Below are 15,964 nucleotides of genomic sequence, written 5' to 3' on the forward strand. Positions count from 1 at the left end.
TTGCCCGGCAACTCGCCTGGAGCGAGGACCGTCAGCGGACGACCTTGATGTTGAAGTCGGCGGTGCCCAGGGCCCCGTAGAGGCGCAGCCACAGCGGCAGCAGCATCTCGGCGCCGCGCGCGGTGGCGAGGCCGCCCAGGTCGATCACGTCCCGGTGGCCCAGCTGCTCCAGCAGGCCGGTCACCAGCTTCTTCGCCGCGTCGTCGTCACCGGACACGAAGACGGTGTGCTCGCCGTCGGCGAGCGCACGCGGGTCGGCCATGACCGAGGCGGTCATGGTGTTGAGCGCCTTGACGACCCGGGCCTGCGGGAACGCGCGCTGGAGCTGCTCGGCCAGCGAGTCGGTGTTCTGCACCGACAGCGTGGGCGGGAAGCCCTGCGCGAAGTCCAGCGGGTTGGCGACGTCCAGGACGACCTTGCCGGCCAGGTTGCCGGCACCGGCGGCCCGCAGCGCGGGCAGCGACGCCTCACCCGAGGTCGCGTTGACGACCAGCTCGGCTCCCGCCGCGGCCTCGGCGAACCCGGCCAGCCCCACCGCGGGGTTCGCCTGTGCCCACGTCCGGTACGGCGCGTTGCCCATGCCGTCGGGCTCGGTGCGGGCCACGGTGGCGGCGACGTCGCGCGTGCCGACGACGGTCTCGTGCCCGAGCCGGGCGAACGCGGACGCCAGCGTCCGGCCCACCGATCCGGTTCCCAGTACTGCGATCTTCATCGACTGCCCCTCCCACATCGGACTCGGCGCCGAGACTAACAGACAGGTCTGTCTACTGCCATACCGCTGGCAAGCATGCCTTCCTCATCAAACCAGACGATGCCGTACAGACGGACTTGTCTGTACGATGACCTGTGCCGACACGGAGGTGGACCCATGGACCGCACCGCCCAGCAGACCGCCGCTCAGCCCGCCCGGGACCGCATCCTGGACACGGCGTTCCGCCTCTTCTACGCCCACGGGCCGCGCGGCGTGGGCGTGGACACCGTCATCGCCGAGTCCGGCGTGGCCAAGGCGACGCTGTACAAGCACTTCCCGCGCAAGGACGATCTGGTGCTGGCCTACCTGGAGCGGGTGGACCAGGCGTGGTTCGGCGGGCTGCGGGCGGCCGCCCGAGCGGCCGGCGACGACCCCGGCGACCAGCTCGTCGGCATGTTCGACGCGCTGGCCGGCGCCTGCCGGCGCGAGGGCTACCACGGGTGCGCGTTCATCAACACCGCGGCGGAGTCGGTGGCGGGCAGCGACGTGCACGCCCGTACCGTCGAGCACAAGCGGGTCGTACGCGCCTGGATCACCGACCTCGCCCGGCGGGCCGGGGCGGCCGACCCCGACCTGCTCGCCCGCCAGCTCACCCTGCTGCTCGACGGCGGCCTGTCCGCCGGGGTCCTCGACGCCGACCCGGCCGCGGCCGAGGCCGCCAAGGCCGCCGCCCGCGCGCTCGTCACCGCCGCCACCAGCCGGAACGGTGACGTCCACTAGGGACGGAGTGGGCCGCCCGGCACGGCGCGGCAAGGCCTTTGGTCCTGACGGGACGGGTCCAGCAACTCTGCCGGGACGCCGGCGGGCGGCGAATGCTGGGTGCAGACCCCCAGCGTCCCAAGGAGACGACAGTGAAGCGCCGGACCCTCGACATCATGTTCAGCCTCGGCGGCGTACTCATCGCGGTGCTGCTGGCCGTGGCCGGTTTCGTGCTCAAGGCCAACGCCGACTTCGCCGACGGCTACGTCGCCGCGCAGCTGCGCGAGCAGCACATCACCTTCAAGACCCTCGACACCCTCACCGAGGAGGAGCGCAGGCAGCCCGGCCTGGTCGAGTACGCCGGGCAGCAGCTCAGCACCGGCAAGCAGGCCGAGGTCTACGCCAACGAGTTCATCGGCCTGCACCTCAAGGGCATCGCGGGCGGCAGGACCTACGCCGACCTCGGCACCCCGCAGGCCGAGCTGCGCGACAAGGTGGCCGCGGCGGCCAAGGCGAACGACCCGGACCTCGCCGCACTCCAGCAGCAGCTGGCCGACGTCAACGCGCAACGGGAGACGGTGTTCAAGGGCGAGACCCTGCGCGGGCTGCTGCTGACCACGTACGGCTTCAGCGAGTTCGGCACCAAGGCAGGCCAGGCCGCCCTGGTCGCGTACCTGGCCGCCCTGGTCATGGCGCTGCTGGCGATCGCCGGGTTCGTGCACGCCCGGACCACGCCGCGTAGCGCCGCCTTCGCCCCGGTCGAGCCCGGCCCGGCCCGGGAGCGGATCGACGCCTGAGCGTCCACCAGCCGACGGGGCGGTCGGGCACCGGCGCACGGTGCCCGCCGCCCCGTTTTGCATTGACGCTGGCCTATCTAGAGGGCGGATCTCGGAAAATCCTCCTCTAGATAGGCCAGCGTCGATTACAAACGGGGCGGGCGGCGGAGCCGTCGGAGTGGGGCCGGTCGCGGCCTCGGCCGGCGTACCGTCAGGACTGCGGGAGGTGAGTCATGCCGTTCTTCGCTGCCATCTGGTTCACCATCGTCGTCGGCTGGCTGATCCACGTGGCCCTCGACAAGCATCCGGGGCGCCGTACCAGGCATCGCGTCGTCGAGCTGGCCCTACTGTGGATCATGGTGGGCGGCGGTGCCTGGGGCGTGCTGGCCGGGCTGGGCCACATCGGGCCGCAGTCGGGTCAGCTCGCCGACCAGATCGGCTACACGCGGTCGATGTTCCAGTGGGAGGTGGGCTGGAACGACATCGCCGTCAGCGTGCTCGGCATCGGCTGCGCCTGGCGGCGGCTGCGCGGCACCTGGCTGACCGCCGCCGTCACCGCACTGGCGATCTCGTTCTGGGGCGACGCCTGGGGGCACTTCAACCAGCTCGTCCTCCACGGCAACCACGCCCCGTCCAACGTGTGGGCGCTGCCGTCGGACATCCTGATGCCGCTGTTCGCGATCATCCTGCTGGTCGTGTACCGCCGCGGCCAGACCCCCGCCGAAGCTCTCACACAGGCCCCGCGCGCCGCCGCGACCCGGCCCTGAGTTCGTGCAGTTTCGGGGAAAGTGCAGGAATCATGGCCGGGTTTCGTGCACTTTCCCCGAAACTGCACGAAACAACGGGCGACGCGGGGGCGGGTGAGGCGGGTGGCGCGGGCGCGGCCCGTACCAGGCGGCATGATCATTCGGCCGAAAGCCCGGTCCCCGCACGTTGGGGGCCGCCGGTAGCCTCGGGCTCGTGAGCCAGTCCTTCCAGGTGGATCTCCGCGGCATCGTCGACCTGCTGAGCCATCACCTCTACAGCAGCCCGCGCGTCTACGTGCGCGAACTCATGCAGAACGCCGTGGACGCCATCACCGCCCGCCGCGCCGACGTCCCTACCGCTCCCGCCTCGGTATGGCTGGAGACCCCGGCCACCACCGGCGACGGCACCCTGCGCGTCCACGACACCGGCCTGGGGCTGACCGAGCAGCAGGTGCACGAGCTGCTGGCCACCATCGGCCGCAGCGGCAAGCGTGACGAGCTCGGCTTCTCCCGGCACGAGTTCCTCGGCCAGTTCGGCATCGGCCTGCTGTCGTGCTTCCTGGTCGCCGACGAGATCAGGGTGCAGACCCGCCACGAGGGCCATCCCACGGTGTACTGGACCGGCTACTCCGACGGCCGCTACCAGGTCGCGACCGGCCCGGACCGGCAGGAGACCGGCACCACGGTCACGCTGCTCCCCCGCCGTGACGCGGTCGCCTGGCTGGAGGCGGAGCGGGTGCGTGACCTGGCCCGGCTCTACGGCGAGATGCTGCCCTACCCCGTACGGGTCGACAGCGAGCTCGTCACCGCCGAGACCCTGCCCTGGCAGGCGGGCAGCCGCGCCGCGGTGACCGCCCTGGCCGAGCAGACGTTCGGGTTCACCCCGTTCGACGTGATCGAGCTGAACGTGCCCGAGGCCGGGCTGACCGGCGTCGCGCTGGTGCTGCCGACCGCCGTCAACCCCGCCGCCAAGTCCGGGCACCGGGTCTACCTCAAGCGGATGCTGCTGGCCGAGGGCGCCGAGGACGTGCTGCCGCCGTGGGCGTTCTTCGCCCGCTGCGTCGTCGACGCCAGTGAGCTGCGCCCCACCGCCAGCCGCGAGGCCCTGTACGAGGACAGCCTGCTGGAGTCGGTCCGCGAGCAGCTCGGCGACCAGCTGCGCGGCTGGCTGGTGAACCTGGCCCGGCAGGACCCCGACCGGATGCACCGGTTCCTGGCCGTGCACCACCTCGGGGTGAAGGCGCTGGCCATGCACGACGAGGAGATGCTGCGCCTGGTCGACCAGTGGTGGCCGATGGAGACCAACCTCGGCCGGATGACGCTCAGCGAGGTGCGCCGCCGCCACGACGTGGTCCGCTACAGCGCCAACATCGACGAGTTCCGGCAGCTCGCCGCGGTCGCCGCGGCGCAGGGCCTGCTCGTGGTCAACGCCGGCTACACCTACGACGCCGAGCTGATCGAGCGGCTGCCGCTGCTGGACCCGTCGATCCTGGTGGACCGGCTGGACCCCAGCGACCTGTCGACCCGGTTCGACACCCTCGACCCCGGCACCGAGCTGGACCTGCGGCCGTTCCTGGCCACCGCCCAGCGCACGCTGGACCCGCTGGGCTGCGAGGTGGTGCTGCGGTCGTTCGACCCGCCGAGCATGCCCGCGCTGTACCTGACCGACCGCGACGCCACGTTCCAGCGGCGGCTGCGCGAGACCGCGCAGAGCGCCGACGAGCTGTGGGCCGGGGTGCTGTCGGCGTTCGAGAAGGCGGAGGCGCAGGTGCGCCCGCAACTGGTGCTCAACCACCGCAACCCGCTGGTGCGCCGCGTCATCGGACTGCCGACGCCGGAGCTGGTCGGCCTGACCGTGCAGTCGCTGTACGGCCAGGCGCTGCTGTTCGGCCACCACCCGCTGCGCCCGGCCGACACCGCCCTGCTCAACCGTTCCTTCCTCGACCTCATCGACCTCGCCGTGCCGCACATCCCCCGGGAGGACTCATGACGACCCACGACCAGCTGCACGAGCTGATCCACCGCGCCTGGGACACCAAGGACGGCCCGGCCCGCATCGTGCTGGCCGAGCAGGCGCTGGCCGGGGCCGAGACCCTCGGCGACGCCGACCTGGACTACGCGGCCAACGCGCTGGCGACCACGGCCTACCACCAGGGCGGCGAGCCGATGAAGGCGATGGTGACGTTCGCCCGCTGCCTGTCGGTGTACGACGCCGACCCCGGCCGCCGCAGCCAGCGCGACGCGCACCTGCTGCTGTGGCACTTCAAGTTCGTCGTCTCGGCGCTGCCCCTGTTCCCGGAGATGCCGCTGGCCCGCGCGCAGGCGGTGCTCGACGACATGCAGCGCCGCTACCAGACCGCCGGCCACAGCCTGCACGCCGTGTACGCCTACCGGCACACCGTCGCCTGGCACCTGGGCGACACCACCCTGGCCGACCACTGGTTCCGGATGTGGGACGCGGCCCCGCGCGACCAGCTGTCCGACTGCGCGGGCTGCGACCCGTCGTCCAAGGCGTACTACCACGCCTGGCGCGGACGCGACGAGGACGCGATCGCGGTGGCGCAGCCGGCGCTGGACGGCCGGTCGACCTGCGCCGAGCAGCCGCACGGCATCCTCACCAGCCTGCTGCTGCCGTACGTGCGGACCGGGCGGCACGACCTGGCGCGCGACGCGCACCGGCGGGCATACCGGGCGCTGAGCCAGAACAAGGCCGACCTCGGCCGGATCGCCACGCACCTGGAGTTCTGCGGCCTGACCGGCAACCAGGTGCGCGGCCTGGAACTGGTCGAGCGACACCTGCCGTGGCTGGAGCAGGCGCCCACGCCCAAGACCGAGATGGAGTTCGCCGCCTCGGCCGCCCTGGTGCTGCGGCGGCTGGTCGAGGACGGGCAGGGCGGCCTGCCGGTGCGGCGGCCGGCCGGGCCGGTGACGGTCGCCGAGCTGCTGCCGCAGCTGCGGGAACGGGCCGAGGGGCTGGCGCGGCGCTTCGACGCCCGCAACGGCAACACGTTCCAGAGCGGCCGGGTCGCCGCGCTCATGGACGCCGCGCCGCTGGTGGACTACCTGCCGCTGTCGGTCACCGCCGCGCACACCCCCGCCCCGGACCCCGCCCCGGCCGACGCGGTGGTCGACCTGTCGGCGGCCCCCGCCGACGCGCCGCTGGACGAGCAGCTCGACCTCGTCGACGAGTGGTCGCGGCAGGACCGGGACGCCCAGGCCAAGGCGCTGGGGCAGCGGATCGTGGCCGCGTACGGCCCGGCCGGGCTGACCGAGTCGCAGCGCGGCCGCCTGGCCCGGCTGCGCGCCGCGCACCTGGGCGAGGACGACCTGCCCGGCGCGGCGGAGGCGCTGCAGGAGGCTGTGGACGCGTTCGTGCGCGCGGGCGACCTCGCCCGCGAGTGGTCGGCCCGCGCCCAGTGGTCGATCACCATGCTGCGGCTGACCGGCGACGAGACGCACATCCGCGCCGCGTACGAGGCGACCGAGCAGGTCCTGGCCGTGTCCGGCGATCCGGAGGTGCGCCACGGTGCGCTCGGGCGCGCCGCCTGGGTGGCGGCGATGACCGGCGACCACGACCGGGCGCAGGACCTGATCGCCCGCACCGAGGCCGAGCCCGGGCGGGTGTCGCTGGGCCGGCGGGTGCAGCTGATGCAGCTGCACGCCGCGGTGCTGCACCACCTGGGCGAGGGCGACCGGGCGCTGGCGCGCATCCGCGAGGTGGTCGGGCTGCTGCGCGGCACCGAGCACCGCGACCAGCTCGCCAACGCGCTGATGGGCCTGGCGCGGGCGCTGGGCGAGCGGGGCGACAACCAGGCCACGATCGCGGCGTTCGAGGAGGCGGCGGCGGTGGCACAGGACCCGCGGCTGCGCCGCGAAGCCCGGACCGACGCCGCGTTCATGCTGGTCACCACCGACCGGGCCGGGGAGGTCATCGACGACATCGTCGAGCACATCTGCCTGGCCGAGGCGGCTGGCCACGCGCGCCCGGCGGCCTACACCCGGCACCGGCTGGCGCTGGCCCTGGCGACGACGGGCCGGTTCGGCGAGGCGGCCGAGGTCGGCGAGGAGGCGGTCGCCTGGTTCGTCCGGCACCAGGACGAGGAGGGCACCGAGATCCTCGCCGAGCTGCGCGACCTGCTGTCGCGCGTCTACGCCGAGCTGGGCGAGCCGCACGTCGCGGTCGGGCAGATCGAGGCGCTGCTGCCGCTGGTCACCGGGGTGGAGCAGCTCGCCTACCGGGCGCACCTGCTGGCACGGGCCGGTGAGCTGCTGTGGCAGGTCGACCGCGACGGCGAGGCGGCCGAGCGGTTCGACGCCGCCGCGCAGGCGTACGGGCAGGCCGATCTGGCGCTGGCGACGGTGCACGCGCGCCGCCGCCAGGCGATGGCGCTGTTCCACGCCGGGCGCCCCGACGAGGCGCGGGCGGCCGCGGCGCGGTTGCAGGAGCTGATGGCCGTCACCGAGGTGCCGCAGGAGCAGGAGGCGGAGCTGACCTGGGAACGGGCCATGGCCGGTTACGAGGCGGCGCAGATCCTGACCAACAACGAGGAACCGGACTATCTGGCCGCGGTCGCCCGGGTGACCACGGCGGCGGGGCTGTTCCGGTCGATCGAGGCCTACGGCGAGGCGCTGATGTGCGACCTGCGCCAGGGCCAGGTGCTGGTGGTGTCGGGGCAGTCCGCGGCCGCCGAGCCGGTGCTGCGCCGGGTGCTGGAGGCGCTGCCGCGCGACCACGGCGGCCGCCGCGATGCGGCGGGCTGGCTGTCCCGCGCGCTGGACGAGCAGGGCGAGGCCCGGCTGGCCCGCAAGCTGCGTAAGGAGTACGACCTGCCCGAACCCGAGTGACCGGGTGCGGGTCACCGGCGCGGCGCCGGTGACCCGCACTCCGGGTCAGTACGCGGTCGGGTCGAGCACGGAGACGCGGCAGATCTTCTCGCCGAGCAGCACCTCAGCATGGATCTCGCGGTATCCGGCACCGGGCTCGCCGGAGGTGATCCGGAACAGCGGCGTCCCGTCGCCGATGTCGACGAAGTTGTCCGGCATGTCCGCCTTGGCCAGCGAGTTCCACTGGTTCTCGTCGCGGAACGTCGGGTTGGTCTCACTGGTGTACTTCGCGTAGTTCTCGCTCAGCCACACCGCGGCGGCCCGGGTGCACGAGCCGTAGTAGAGGCTCTCGTAGTTGAGGTGGCCCCGGTCGTAGCTGCCGACCAGCGGGCTGAAGTACGAGTACTCGTACGGGTAGATGCGCGCCGACGACACGACGACCTCCGCCTGCCCGAGCACGGCCGCGCCGATCAGCGCCAAGGCCAGCACGGCCCGGCCGGAGTCGAACGACTGCCGGATCCAGCGCACCAGCACCGTGGCCGACAGCAGCAGCATGCCCGGCACCACGAACAGGAAGTGCCGCAGCCCGTTGTAGAGCGTGGCGTGCGCGACGACCACCATCAGGATCGGCACCACGATGTACGCGCCGATCAGCAGCAGGCGCCCGTCGAGACGCTGCCGCCGGACCAGCGCCACCACCGCCGCCACCGCGGCCGCGACGGTCAGCGCGATCACCGGCAGCGGCGAGCCGACCACCAGCCACCGCGGCGCGAAGTCCCACGGCAGGTCGGTGGAGCGGACCATCTCACCGGCGAACATGATGTCGTGGTCCCAGTTGTACTTCGACATGGACTCGATCGACGACTTCAGGCCGTCGCCGGGGTTGGTCAGCAGGTACGGCCACATCAGCGACATGACCAGGTATGCCGTCGGCGCGATGACGATGGCGGCGCTGAACTGGTTGCTCAGCTCGGTGCGCAGCGCCGCACCGCGCAGCCTGCGCCCGTGCCGCACCCAGTAGCCCAGCGCGAGCAGGCCGAGCAGGCCGAACCACAGCAGCGAGGTGACCCGGATCGAGGCGGCGAACCCGATCGAGGCGCCGATGGCGGCCAGTTCCAGCACCTCGTGCTTGCGGTCGGGCTGCGACCAGCGGCGCATCAGCCGCAACACCAGCCACAGCACCAGCAGCATCGCCGCGGCCAGCGGGATGTCCTTGGAGTTGTTGGTCAGCTGGCCGGTGTATCGCGGGTACAGCGCGAGCCCGAGCGCGGCGGCGAAGCCACCCCACGGCCCGGCCATCTCCCGGCCCGCCAGCGCCATGATCAGGATGCCGAGCACGCCCATGACCCCGCCGACGACGGTGCGCGTCTGCCACACCTCACCCGTGAGGTGCTGGAAGAACGCGATGATCACCTCGGCGCCGGAGCCGTGCTGCGGCATGTAGATGTAGTCGGGGAAGTCGAGGAACGAGCGGTCCTCGCCCCAGGTGAGGTAGAACTTCAGCACCCGGGCGCCGTAGTCGTCCTGCATGTATTCGTCGTAGGTGCGGCCGTGGAAGCGCCCCTGCGCGAGCACGAACCACGACATCAGCAGCAGAAGCAGTCCGGTCAGCGCGTTCGGCAGCCGCACCTGCCACCAGGGCGGTGCCTGCTGGTCGGGGTGCCGCGGGGCGTCCTCCGACGGGGTCGGCACCGCTTCGACATCGACGTCGGACACTACCTGCTCCGATTCTCCAGGGGTCCGCACGCCGCGGACGGGGTCAGCCGGGTCGCGGCGCTGCCCCGCCGCCGGGGCCGCGCCGGCCTCGGCGGCCGGGGCGCAGACCCACCGCAGCATTGTGACGCAGGCCGCCGACCGGCACCACCCCGGCCCGACCCGTCACCGTCGACCATCGTCGATGCCATCAGGCCGGGACGAGCCGTTACGCGGGCTTGGTGGCCCGCATCATCAGCGACACGCCGGGCAGCGACTTGACCGGCAGCAGCCGCTCGATCTTGATGATCACGCTCAGCGCGAAGTTGACCAGCGGCGGCACCGCCACGATGTCGTGCTCGTTCTGCTCGTCGCTGGCGTTCTTGCGCCGCATCTTCACCACCGGGCGCAGCAGCACGTTCCAGCTCCACAGCGTCTCGACCACCATCCCCGCGCCCTCCAGCAGCTTGCGCAGGCTGTCGCGGTCGTAGCGGCGGAAATGCCCCGTGGCGACGTCGTGCTTCGACCACAGCGCCATGTCGCACGGCACCGCGATCAGCGCCGTCCCGCCGGGACGCAGGATCCGCCTGATCTCGGCCGCGGCCTGGTGGTCCTCCTCGATGTGCTCCAGCACGTCGAAGGCGACCAGCAGGTCGAACGACTCGTCGTCCAGCGGCAGGTCGCGGGCGTCGGCCTGGATCGCGGTGAACCCGCGCTCCCGGGCGATCTCCACCCCCTCCTGGATGTACTCGGTGACCAGCACGTCCCAGCCCATGTCGCGCAGCGTCTGGCTGTTGCCGCCGCCGGAGGCTCCGATCTCGATCGCCTTGCCCGGCGTGCCGATGCGGCGCAGCTCGCGGGCGATGATCGCGCGACGTTCGCGGTACCACCAGTGCGCGTTCTCCACTTCGGTGGCAGCGCGGATGTCGTCAGCGTCCATGGACATTCCCATCCCGAACCCAGGTGATCTCCATCGACCTTCGAGGAGTCTGCGGTAACCGCAGAGAGTAGGTGCGAGGGCGGAATGCCACAAGAGTCGATGTAAGCCGTGGGACACGCCGCAGGTCGCGGTATGCGCTTGCCGCCCGCGCCGCGATGAGCTACGTTGGCCTCAGCAGCCCATGCCGGAGGTGTAGACCCCACGGGCATTGCCGATCAACCAGTCGCAGCGGCGAAACTTTCCGTTCCCGCACGGCTTTCCACCGCGCCACCGACGCGCACAGCAGTACCCGGAGTTCCCGACTCGGCGTACCCGCAGCAGCCCGCGTCGCGCGCTGTCACCGCCGCGGCACGACCGTGCCCGCAGCAGCCCATCCACCAGGAGCACCACCGTGACCGAACTGGCACAGAAGCCCCAACCAGCCGCGCGGTCCCGCCGCCGCGGCAGCACCTCCGCCCCGGCCGCACCCCGGCCCGACGACGCCGTCACGGCGTTCAGCGGCATCGTCGACACCCGCGACCAGCACGCCTTCGTACGCCTGCGCGGCTGGCTGCCCGACGCGCACGACCCGTACCTGCCGCCCGCGCTGGTCCGCCAGCACGGCCTGCGCCGCGGCGACGCCGTCACCGGCACCATGGCCGCCCCGGCCGGCACAGCCGACCGTGCCGCCCGCCGCCCCACCGCCACCGCCGTCGACACGATCAACGGGCTGGCGCCGGAGCAGGCCGCCGACCGGCCCGACTTCTACCGGCTCACCCCGCTGTTCCCGCAGGAGCGGCTGCGGCTGGAGACGGCGCCGAACGTGCTCACCACCCGCGTCATCGACCTGGTCAGCCCCATCGGCAAGGGACAGCGCGCCCTGGTCGTCTCCCCGCCGAAGGCCGGCAAGACCCAGATGCTCCAGGCGATCGCCCACGCCGTGTCCGTCAACCACCCCGACAGCCACCTGATGGCGATCCTCATCGACGAGCGCCCCGAGGAGGTCACCGACATGCGCCGCACCGTACGCGGCGAGGTCGTCTCCTCCACGTTCGACCGGCCGCCCGCCGAGCACACCGCCGTGGCGGAACTGGCCATCGAACGCGCCAAGCGCCTGGTCGAGCACGGTCGCGACGTGGTGGTGCTGCTCGACTCGATCACCCGGCTGGGCCGGGCCTACAACCTGGCCGCGCCGCCCGGCGGGCGCATCATGAGCGGCGGCATCGAGGCCGGTGCCCTGTACGCGCCGAAGCGGTTCCTCGGCGCCGCCCGCAACATCGAGGGCGGCGGCTCGCTGACCATCATCGCCACCGCCCTGGTCGAGACCGGCTCGCTGGGCGACACCGTCATCTTCGAGGAGTTCAAGAGCACCGGCAACGCCGAGCTGCGCCTGCTGCGCGCCCTGGCCGAGCGGCGCATCTTCCCGGCCGTCGACGTCGACGCCTCCGGCACCCGCCGGGAGGAGCTGCTGCTCGACCCGCACGAGCTCGAACTCGTCCGCCGCCTGCGCCGCGCCATGCGCGGACTCGACGGCCAGCAGGCGGGCGAGCAGCTGGTCGAGCGGCTGAGCAGGACCTCCAGCAACGCCGAGTTCCTGCTCCAGCTCGCCCAGGCCGGCTGAGGTCAGCGCGTCGGCTCAGGCTGCGCCGAACCCGGCCACCAGCGCTGCACCGCCACGGCCACGATGCTGCCGAACGCGGCCGCGGCCAGCGACCACTGCCACGGGGCGCCGTGACCGCGTACGGCCTGCGCCACCAGCGAGGTCGCCAGCCACCCGCCGGTCGCGCCGAACAGGACCACGAAGGCGACGTCGACGGCCACCCAGCGGCGCTCGCGGACCCGCACCCGGCGCAGCGCCCACGGCAGCAGCAGCGCGATCGCGGCCAGCAGGCACACCGACGGGGCCAGCAGCGCCCCCGGCAGCGGCACCTTGTACTCCACGCTCTGGATGCCGGCCAGCATCATCAGCAGCGCGCCGATGACGACGGTCTGCAACCAGACCAGGTTCTCCTGCCGCTCGCGCACCTTCTCGTCGACCACCCGGAACCGCTCCTCCAGGTTGCGGCCGAACGCCTGCCCCAGCTCGGTCACCTGCGCCAGCGACGCCGACAGGTACGACTGCTCGACCTGGAGCTGGTGGTTGGCCCAGCGCACCGTCTGGCGGTCGTTCTCCAGCGGTCCGGCGGCCGAGCCGCGCCCGCCCGGTTCCAGCGCGGCGCGCATGTTGGCCTGCGCGATGCGCACCGTGCCCGCCATCGCGCGCACGTCGCCCAGCGCCGCGACGAGCCCGTCGCGGCCTACCCGCAGCTCGCGCAGCTTCCCGTCGGCCTCCCGCAGCCCGGCCAGGTCGAGCTCGTCGCGATGCACCAGTGACGCCAGCTCGTCGCAGCGCTCGGCGGCCTGCGCCATCAGCAGGTGCAGCCGGGCCAGCCGGGACTGGAGCACGCCCGACTCGTAGCGGACCTTCGCGACCTGGAGCAGGTAGCGGGTCAGCGGGGGCAGCCCGGCCGCGGTCGCGCCCCAGAAGAACTCGTCGGTCGCCGGCTCGTCGTCCACGGCGGCCACGGCCGCCAGGCGGCGGTCGGTCGGCACCGGTGCGTCGTCGCCGGGCGGCAGCTCCCACAGCATCAGCTCCCGGGTCGGCCGCCACCAGTGCGACGCCCAGCCGTCGCCGCCGGGCACGGCCGCGGCGAACTGCGCCGCCAGCGCGGCGGCATCCGCCGAGGGCATCGAGGCAGGCCCCAGCCCCGGCAGCAGCCCGAGGTACACCGTGGCCGTGCCCAGGACGCCGGAGCCGCCGTGCGGCCAGCCGTCGAACCAGGGCGTGTCCAGCCCGGACCAGTCGGTCCGGGCGTCGCCCTCGGACTGCACGACGGAGATCCCGATGACGTCGTGGGCGCGGTACACGTACGCCTCGCGCAGCCCGTCGGGCAGCACCTGGCACACCGCCGCGAGCACGACCTCCCGCTCGGCGTAGCCGGGCGAGTCGGTGGACAGCTCGGTCGGCCAGCCGTGCACCGGCGCGGTCATGCCGCTGTCGCGGATGCGCTGCCAGGTCCGGGCCAGGGCCTGCCCGGCGGGTGAGGCGGGGTCGGCGGCCGCCTTCGCGGTGAGGAAACCGTGCGCGAGCACCGCAGGGCGGCGCACCGGGCCGGTCACGAACGCTCCTGGTCGGCGCGCGGCCGCGGCTGGTCGGCCCGCTCGGCGGGGCTGGACAGTCCGATCTGGTCGAGCACCCGGTTGACCAGGATCAGCGTGTGCCGGGCGGCCAGCTGCGGCTGCACGCCGCGGCTCAGGCGCCGCCCGCCCAGGCTGTCCTCCAGGTCCTCCACGGCGGCCTGCGCGGCGTCGTCGTCGCCCTCACGCAGCGCGTCGCTCAGCTCCTGGAGCGCGGTGTCCACCGCCTCCCAGACGTCGTCGGTCAGCTCCACCTGCTCCAGCCGGGCCAGCAGGTCGGGTATGTCGTCGAGTTCGGCCACGTCGAGCTCCTCGCGGTCAGAGGTAAAGGCTGATCGGCATGCGCTCGACCCGCCGGGTGAAGGACTTGTTGTCGTCCACGACGGACTCGTAGTGCCGGTGCAGCTCGCCGACGACGTCGAAGATCGGGTTGTCCGCGTCACTCAGGGCGCGCCGGCTGGCCGACAGCAGCGTACCGACCGTGTCGACCACCGCTCTATCCTGGACACTCCACAGTGGAACACCCACCGCCCCGGCTCCGGTGGCGATCAGCGAACGCAGGAAGCCGACCACGTCCCCGCCCGCGGTCTGGGCGCCCTGCCCGGCCAGGCACGCGCCCAGCACGGTCAGCTTGTTGCGCGGCAGCCGCAGCCGCAGCGCCACGTCGTACTGCGTGAGGTGCCCGTCCTGGAGCATCAGGTACGGCCCCAGCTCGGCGAAGGCGGGGTGGAACTGGCCGTGCCCGGCGTACACGAAGAACTCCGGCTTGGCCTCGGTGATCGCGGTGACCCCGCCCAGATCGGCGACGTAGTGCCTGCTGACCCGGCCGACCCCGGCCGGCACGTTCGCCGACCACGATCAGGTGCTCGGCCGGCCAGCCGGCGCGGGCCAGCTCTCGGCCGCTGGCGGCACCGTCGCTGACCACGATCGCGGCCAGGTCGTCCTGCGGGCTCACCGGCTGCCGGCGCAGCAGGTGGCGCCCGCGCCCGACGTACGCGGTGGCGCTGACCGACTGCGACAGCGGCAGCCGCGCCGCCAGCGGCACCTGCGTGCCCGGCTCGGTGGCCACGTGCAGCGGCACCGCGAACACGTCGTCGGTGGGCACGAGCACCAGGTGGTCAGGGGTGCCGCCGGAGTTCACCGCGTCCCAGACCGGGGCGATCAGCACGTCCCAGATCGCGCGGCACTCCGCGAGCCTGGGCCCGTGGTCGGTCGGCATCCGCCCGGCCAGCTCCCGCACCTGCGCGTACGACGCCACCGGCACGAACACCAGCCGGTTGCCGCGGAACACGAACGCGCCGACGTGCGCGGCCTGGCGCGGGCCGTAGGCGACGTACCGGACCACGCAGGTGCCCGGGTTGTTGGCCGTGTACATCCGCACCCGGTGCGCGATCTCCGGGTCGTGCGGCGCCGCCTCCAGCGGTCGCTGGAGGAACTGCTGCTCGAACTCGGTCTCGCGGGCGGCCAGCTCCCGGCGCAGCCGCTCGTCGTCGGGACCGCTGTCGGCGCTGCGGACCACCGCCCGCCGCCCGGCGTCCCCGGCCTCATCGTCGGCCTCGTCATCGTCCGCGTCGTCGGCCCCGTCGGCGGCCGCGGCTGCGACCGCCGCACCGCCGCGGGTGGCCGGGTGCTCGACCGCGACCGGCGCGGGGGCGGGGTCCGGCTCGCCCTCGGCGAGCGGCGCGGCCACCGACGGCGGCGTGTCCAGCTGCGGCAGCCCGGCCGAGGCCAGCATGTCCAGCAGCTCGCGGGCCGAGGACTCCTCGGCCAGGCCGAACGCCTCCTCCACCTGGCCCGGGGTCGGGGACGCGCCGCCGACCAGGTCGTGGATCCGGGCGAGGAACCGCGGGCGCACCGCCTTGGCGTACGCCCGCTTGTAGGCGGGCATCGCGACGGCGCGCCGCACCGAGCGCTCCATCTTCTCGTACTGGCCGTCCAGGTCCTGGCTGAACTCACCGGCCCGCTGCGCCGGGATCTGCCCGGCGTCGCGGGTGAGGATCTTCTCGTAGACCTGCACCGTGTACGCGTGCAGCTCGATGTCGGTGCCCGCGCCGAACGCCGCCGCTTCGCCGGCGGCCAGCTCGGACAGCAGCAGCCGCAGGTCGTCGGCGCCGGGCTCGCCGCCGCGCCGGTCGGCCAGCTGCTGGCGCGCGATCATCCGCCCGCGCGGCCAGTCGCCCTGCCGGACCTGCTCGAACAGCTCCAGCGCGTCGTCGGCCCCGGCCAGGGCCTGCTGGTTGCGCGACTGCGCGATGCGGTAGCGGTCGCCCAGCCGCAGCGAGACCGCCAGCGACTCGCGCAGCGACTCCCGCGCCAGTTGCAGCGACTGCTCGGACTGGCTGCGCTCGCGCAGCGCGTACGCCAGGTTGTACAGAACGCT

11 protein-coding genes and 2 pseudogenes are annotated in these 15,964 nt (G+C 73.2%); 6 read left to right on the plus strand and 7 right to left on the minus strand.

Annotated features, from left to right (window positions below; genetic code table 11):
* Window positions 1-31: 31 nt before the first annotated feature.
* On the minus strand, window positions 32-712 hold the full coding sequence (locus tag Cs7R123_RS06065) for an NADPH-dependent F420 reductase (protein ID WP_212824106.1): 681 nt from the start codon (window positions 710-712) through the stop codon (window positions 32-34).
* A 156-nt stretch (window positions 713-868) separates the two neighbouring features.
* On the opposite strand from Cs7R123_RS06065, the gene Cs7R123_RS06070 reads away from it, so the two are divergent.
* The 5 genes from Cs7R123_RS06070 to Cs7R123_RS06090 all read left to right on the plus strand — a co-directional run bounded on the left by Cs7R123_RS06070 (window position 869) and on the right by Cs7R123_RS06090 (window position 7,817).
* Window positions 869-1,471, plus strand: a complete 603-nt coding sequence (locus tag Cs7R123_RS06070) for a TetR/AcrR family transcriptional regulator (protein WP_212824108.1) — start codon at window positions 869-871, stop codon at window positions 1,469-1,471.
* Between the two features lie 131 nt (window positions 1,472-1,602).
* On the plus strand, window positions 1,603-2,247 hold the full coding sequence (locus Cs7R123_RS06075; protein ID WP_212824110.1) for a hypothetical protein: 645 nt from the start codon (window positions 1,603-1,605) through the stop codon (window positions 2,245-2,247).
* A 212-nt stretch (window positions 2,248-2,459) separates the two neighbouring features.
* Window positions 2,460-2,993, plus strand: a complete 534-nt coding sequence (locus Cs7R123_RS06080; RefSeq protein ID WP_212824111.1) for a DUF6790 family protein — start codon at window positions 2,460-2,462, stop codon at window positions 2,991-2,993.
* Between the two features lie 193 nt (window positions 2,994-3,186).
* Entirely contained in the window at window positions 3,187-4,962 is a 1,776-nt protein-coding gene (locus tag Cs7R123_RS06085) for an HSP90 family protein (protein WP_212824112.1), read from the plus strand.
* Window positions 4,959-7,817 (plus strand): hypothetical protein, encoded by a 2,859-nt coding sequence (locus tag Cs7R123_RS06090; protein WP_212824113.1) that lies wholly within the window; start codon window positions 4,959-4,961, stop codon window positions 7,815-7,817. The genes Cs7R123_RS06085 and Cs7R123_RS06090 overlap by 4 nt, the downstream gene beginning before the upstream one ends.
* A gap of 45 nt (window positions 7,818-7,862) precedes the next feature.
* On the opposite strand, the gene Cs7R123_RS06095 is transcribed toward Cs7R123_RS06090, so the two are convergent.
* Window positions 7,863-9,512 (minus strand): glycosyltransferase family 39 protein, encoded by a 1,650-nt coding sequence (locus Cs7R123_RS06095; RefSeq protein ID WP_212824114.1) that lies wholly within the window; start codon window positions 9,510-9,512, stop codon window positions 7,863-7,865.
* A gap of 205 nt (window positions 9,513-9,717) precedes the next feature.
* Window positions 9,718-10,428 carry a bifunctional 2-polyprenyl-6-hydroxyphenol methylase/3-demethylubiquinol 3-O-methyltransferase UbiG gene (locus Cs7R123_RS06100; RefSeq protein WP_212824115.1) on the minus strand — a complete coding sequence of 237 codons (711 nt, stop codon included), beginning with the start codon at window positions 10,426-10,428 and terminating at the stop codon, window positions 9,718-9,720.
* 427 nt (window positions 10,429-10,855) lie between these two features.
* Here Cs7R123_RS06100 and rho point away from each other — a divergent pair.
* A pseudogene (gene rho, locus Cs7R123_RS06105) lies at window positions 10,856-12,028 on the plus strand (transcription termination factor Rho); the annotation flags it as partial.
* A gap of 2 nt (window positions 12,029-12,030) precedes the next feature.
* Here the strand turns inward: rho and Cs7R123_RS06110 are convergent.
* The 4 genes and pseudogenes from Cs7R123_RS06110 to Cs7R123_RS41060 all read right to left on the minus strand — a co-directional run.
* Window positions 12,031-13,566 carry a CATRA conflict system CASPASE/TPR repeat-associated protein gene (locus tag Cs7R123_RS06110; protein ID WP_212824117.1) on the minus strand — a complete coding sequence of 512 codons (1,536 nt, stop codon included), beginning with the start codon at window positions 13,564-13,566 and terminating at the stop codon, window positions 12,031-12,033.
* Window positions 13,563-13,886 (minus strand): CATRA system-associated protein, encoded by a 324-nt coding sequence (locus Cs7R123_RS06115; RefSeq protein WP_212824119.1) that lies wholly within the window; start codon window positions 13,884-13,886, stop codon window positions 13,563-13,565. The genes Cs7R123_RS06110 and Cs7R123_RS06115 overlap by 4 nt, the downstream gene beginning before the upstream one ends.
* A 16-nt stretch (window positions 13,887-13,902) precedes the next feature.
* Window positions 13,903-14,076: a hypothetical protein gene (locus Cs7R123_RS40030; RefSeq protein ID WP_244871639.1), complete on the minus strand. Its 174-nt coding sequence runs from the start codon at window positions 14,074-14,076 to the stop codon at window positions 13,903-13,905.
* A 21-nt stretch (window positions 14,077-14,097) separates the two neighbouring features.
* Window positions 14,098-14,427 (minus strand): annotated as a pseudogene (locus tag Cs7R123_RS41060) (CHAT domain-containing protein); the annotation flags it as partial.
* Between the last annotated feature and the right edge of the window lie 1,537 nt (window positions 14,428-15,964).

This window comes from Catellatospora sp. TT07R-123, from assembly GCF_018327705.1.
Classification (GTDB): domain Bacteria; phylum Actinomycetota; class Actinomycetes; order Mycobacteriales; family Micromonosporaceae; genus Catellatospora.

What these genes read in the sequence shown, in the direction of transcription:
- Cs7R123_RS06065 (WP_212824106.1), bottom strand. Translation starts at nt 712, where the DNA reads ATGAAGATCGCAGTACTGGGAACCGGATCGGTGGGCCGGACGCTGGCG.
- Cs7R123_RS06070 (WP_212824108.1), top strand. Translation starts at nt 869, where the DNA reads ATGGACCGCACCGCCCAGCAGACCGCCGCTCAGCCCGCCCGGGACCGC.
- Cs7R123_RS06080 (WP_212824111.1), top strand. Translation starts at nt 2,460, where the DNA reads ATGCCGTTCTTCGCTGCCATCTGGTTCACCATCGTCGTCGGCTGGCTG.
- Cs7R123_RS06090 (WP_212824113.1), top strand. Translation starts at nt 4,959, where the DNA reads ATGACGACCCACGACCAGCTGCACGAGCTGATCCACCGCGCCTGGGAC.
- Cs7R123_RS06100 (WP_212824115.1), bottom strand. Translation starts at nt 10,428, where the DNA reads ATGGACGCTGACGACATCCGCGCTGCCACCGAAGTGGAGAACGCGCAC.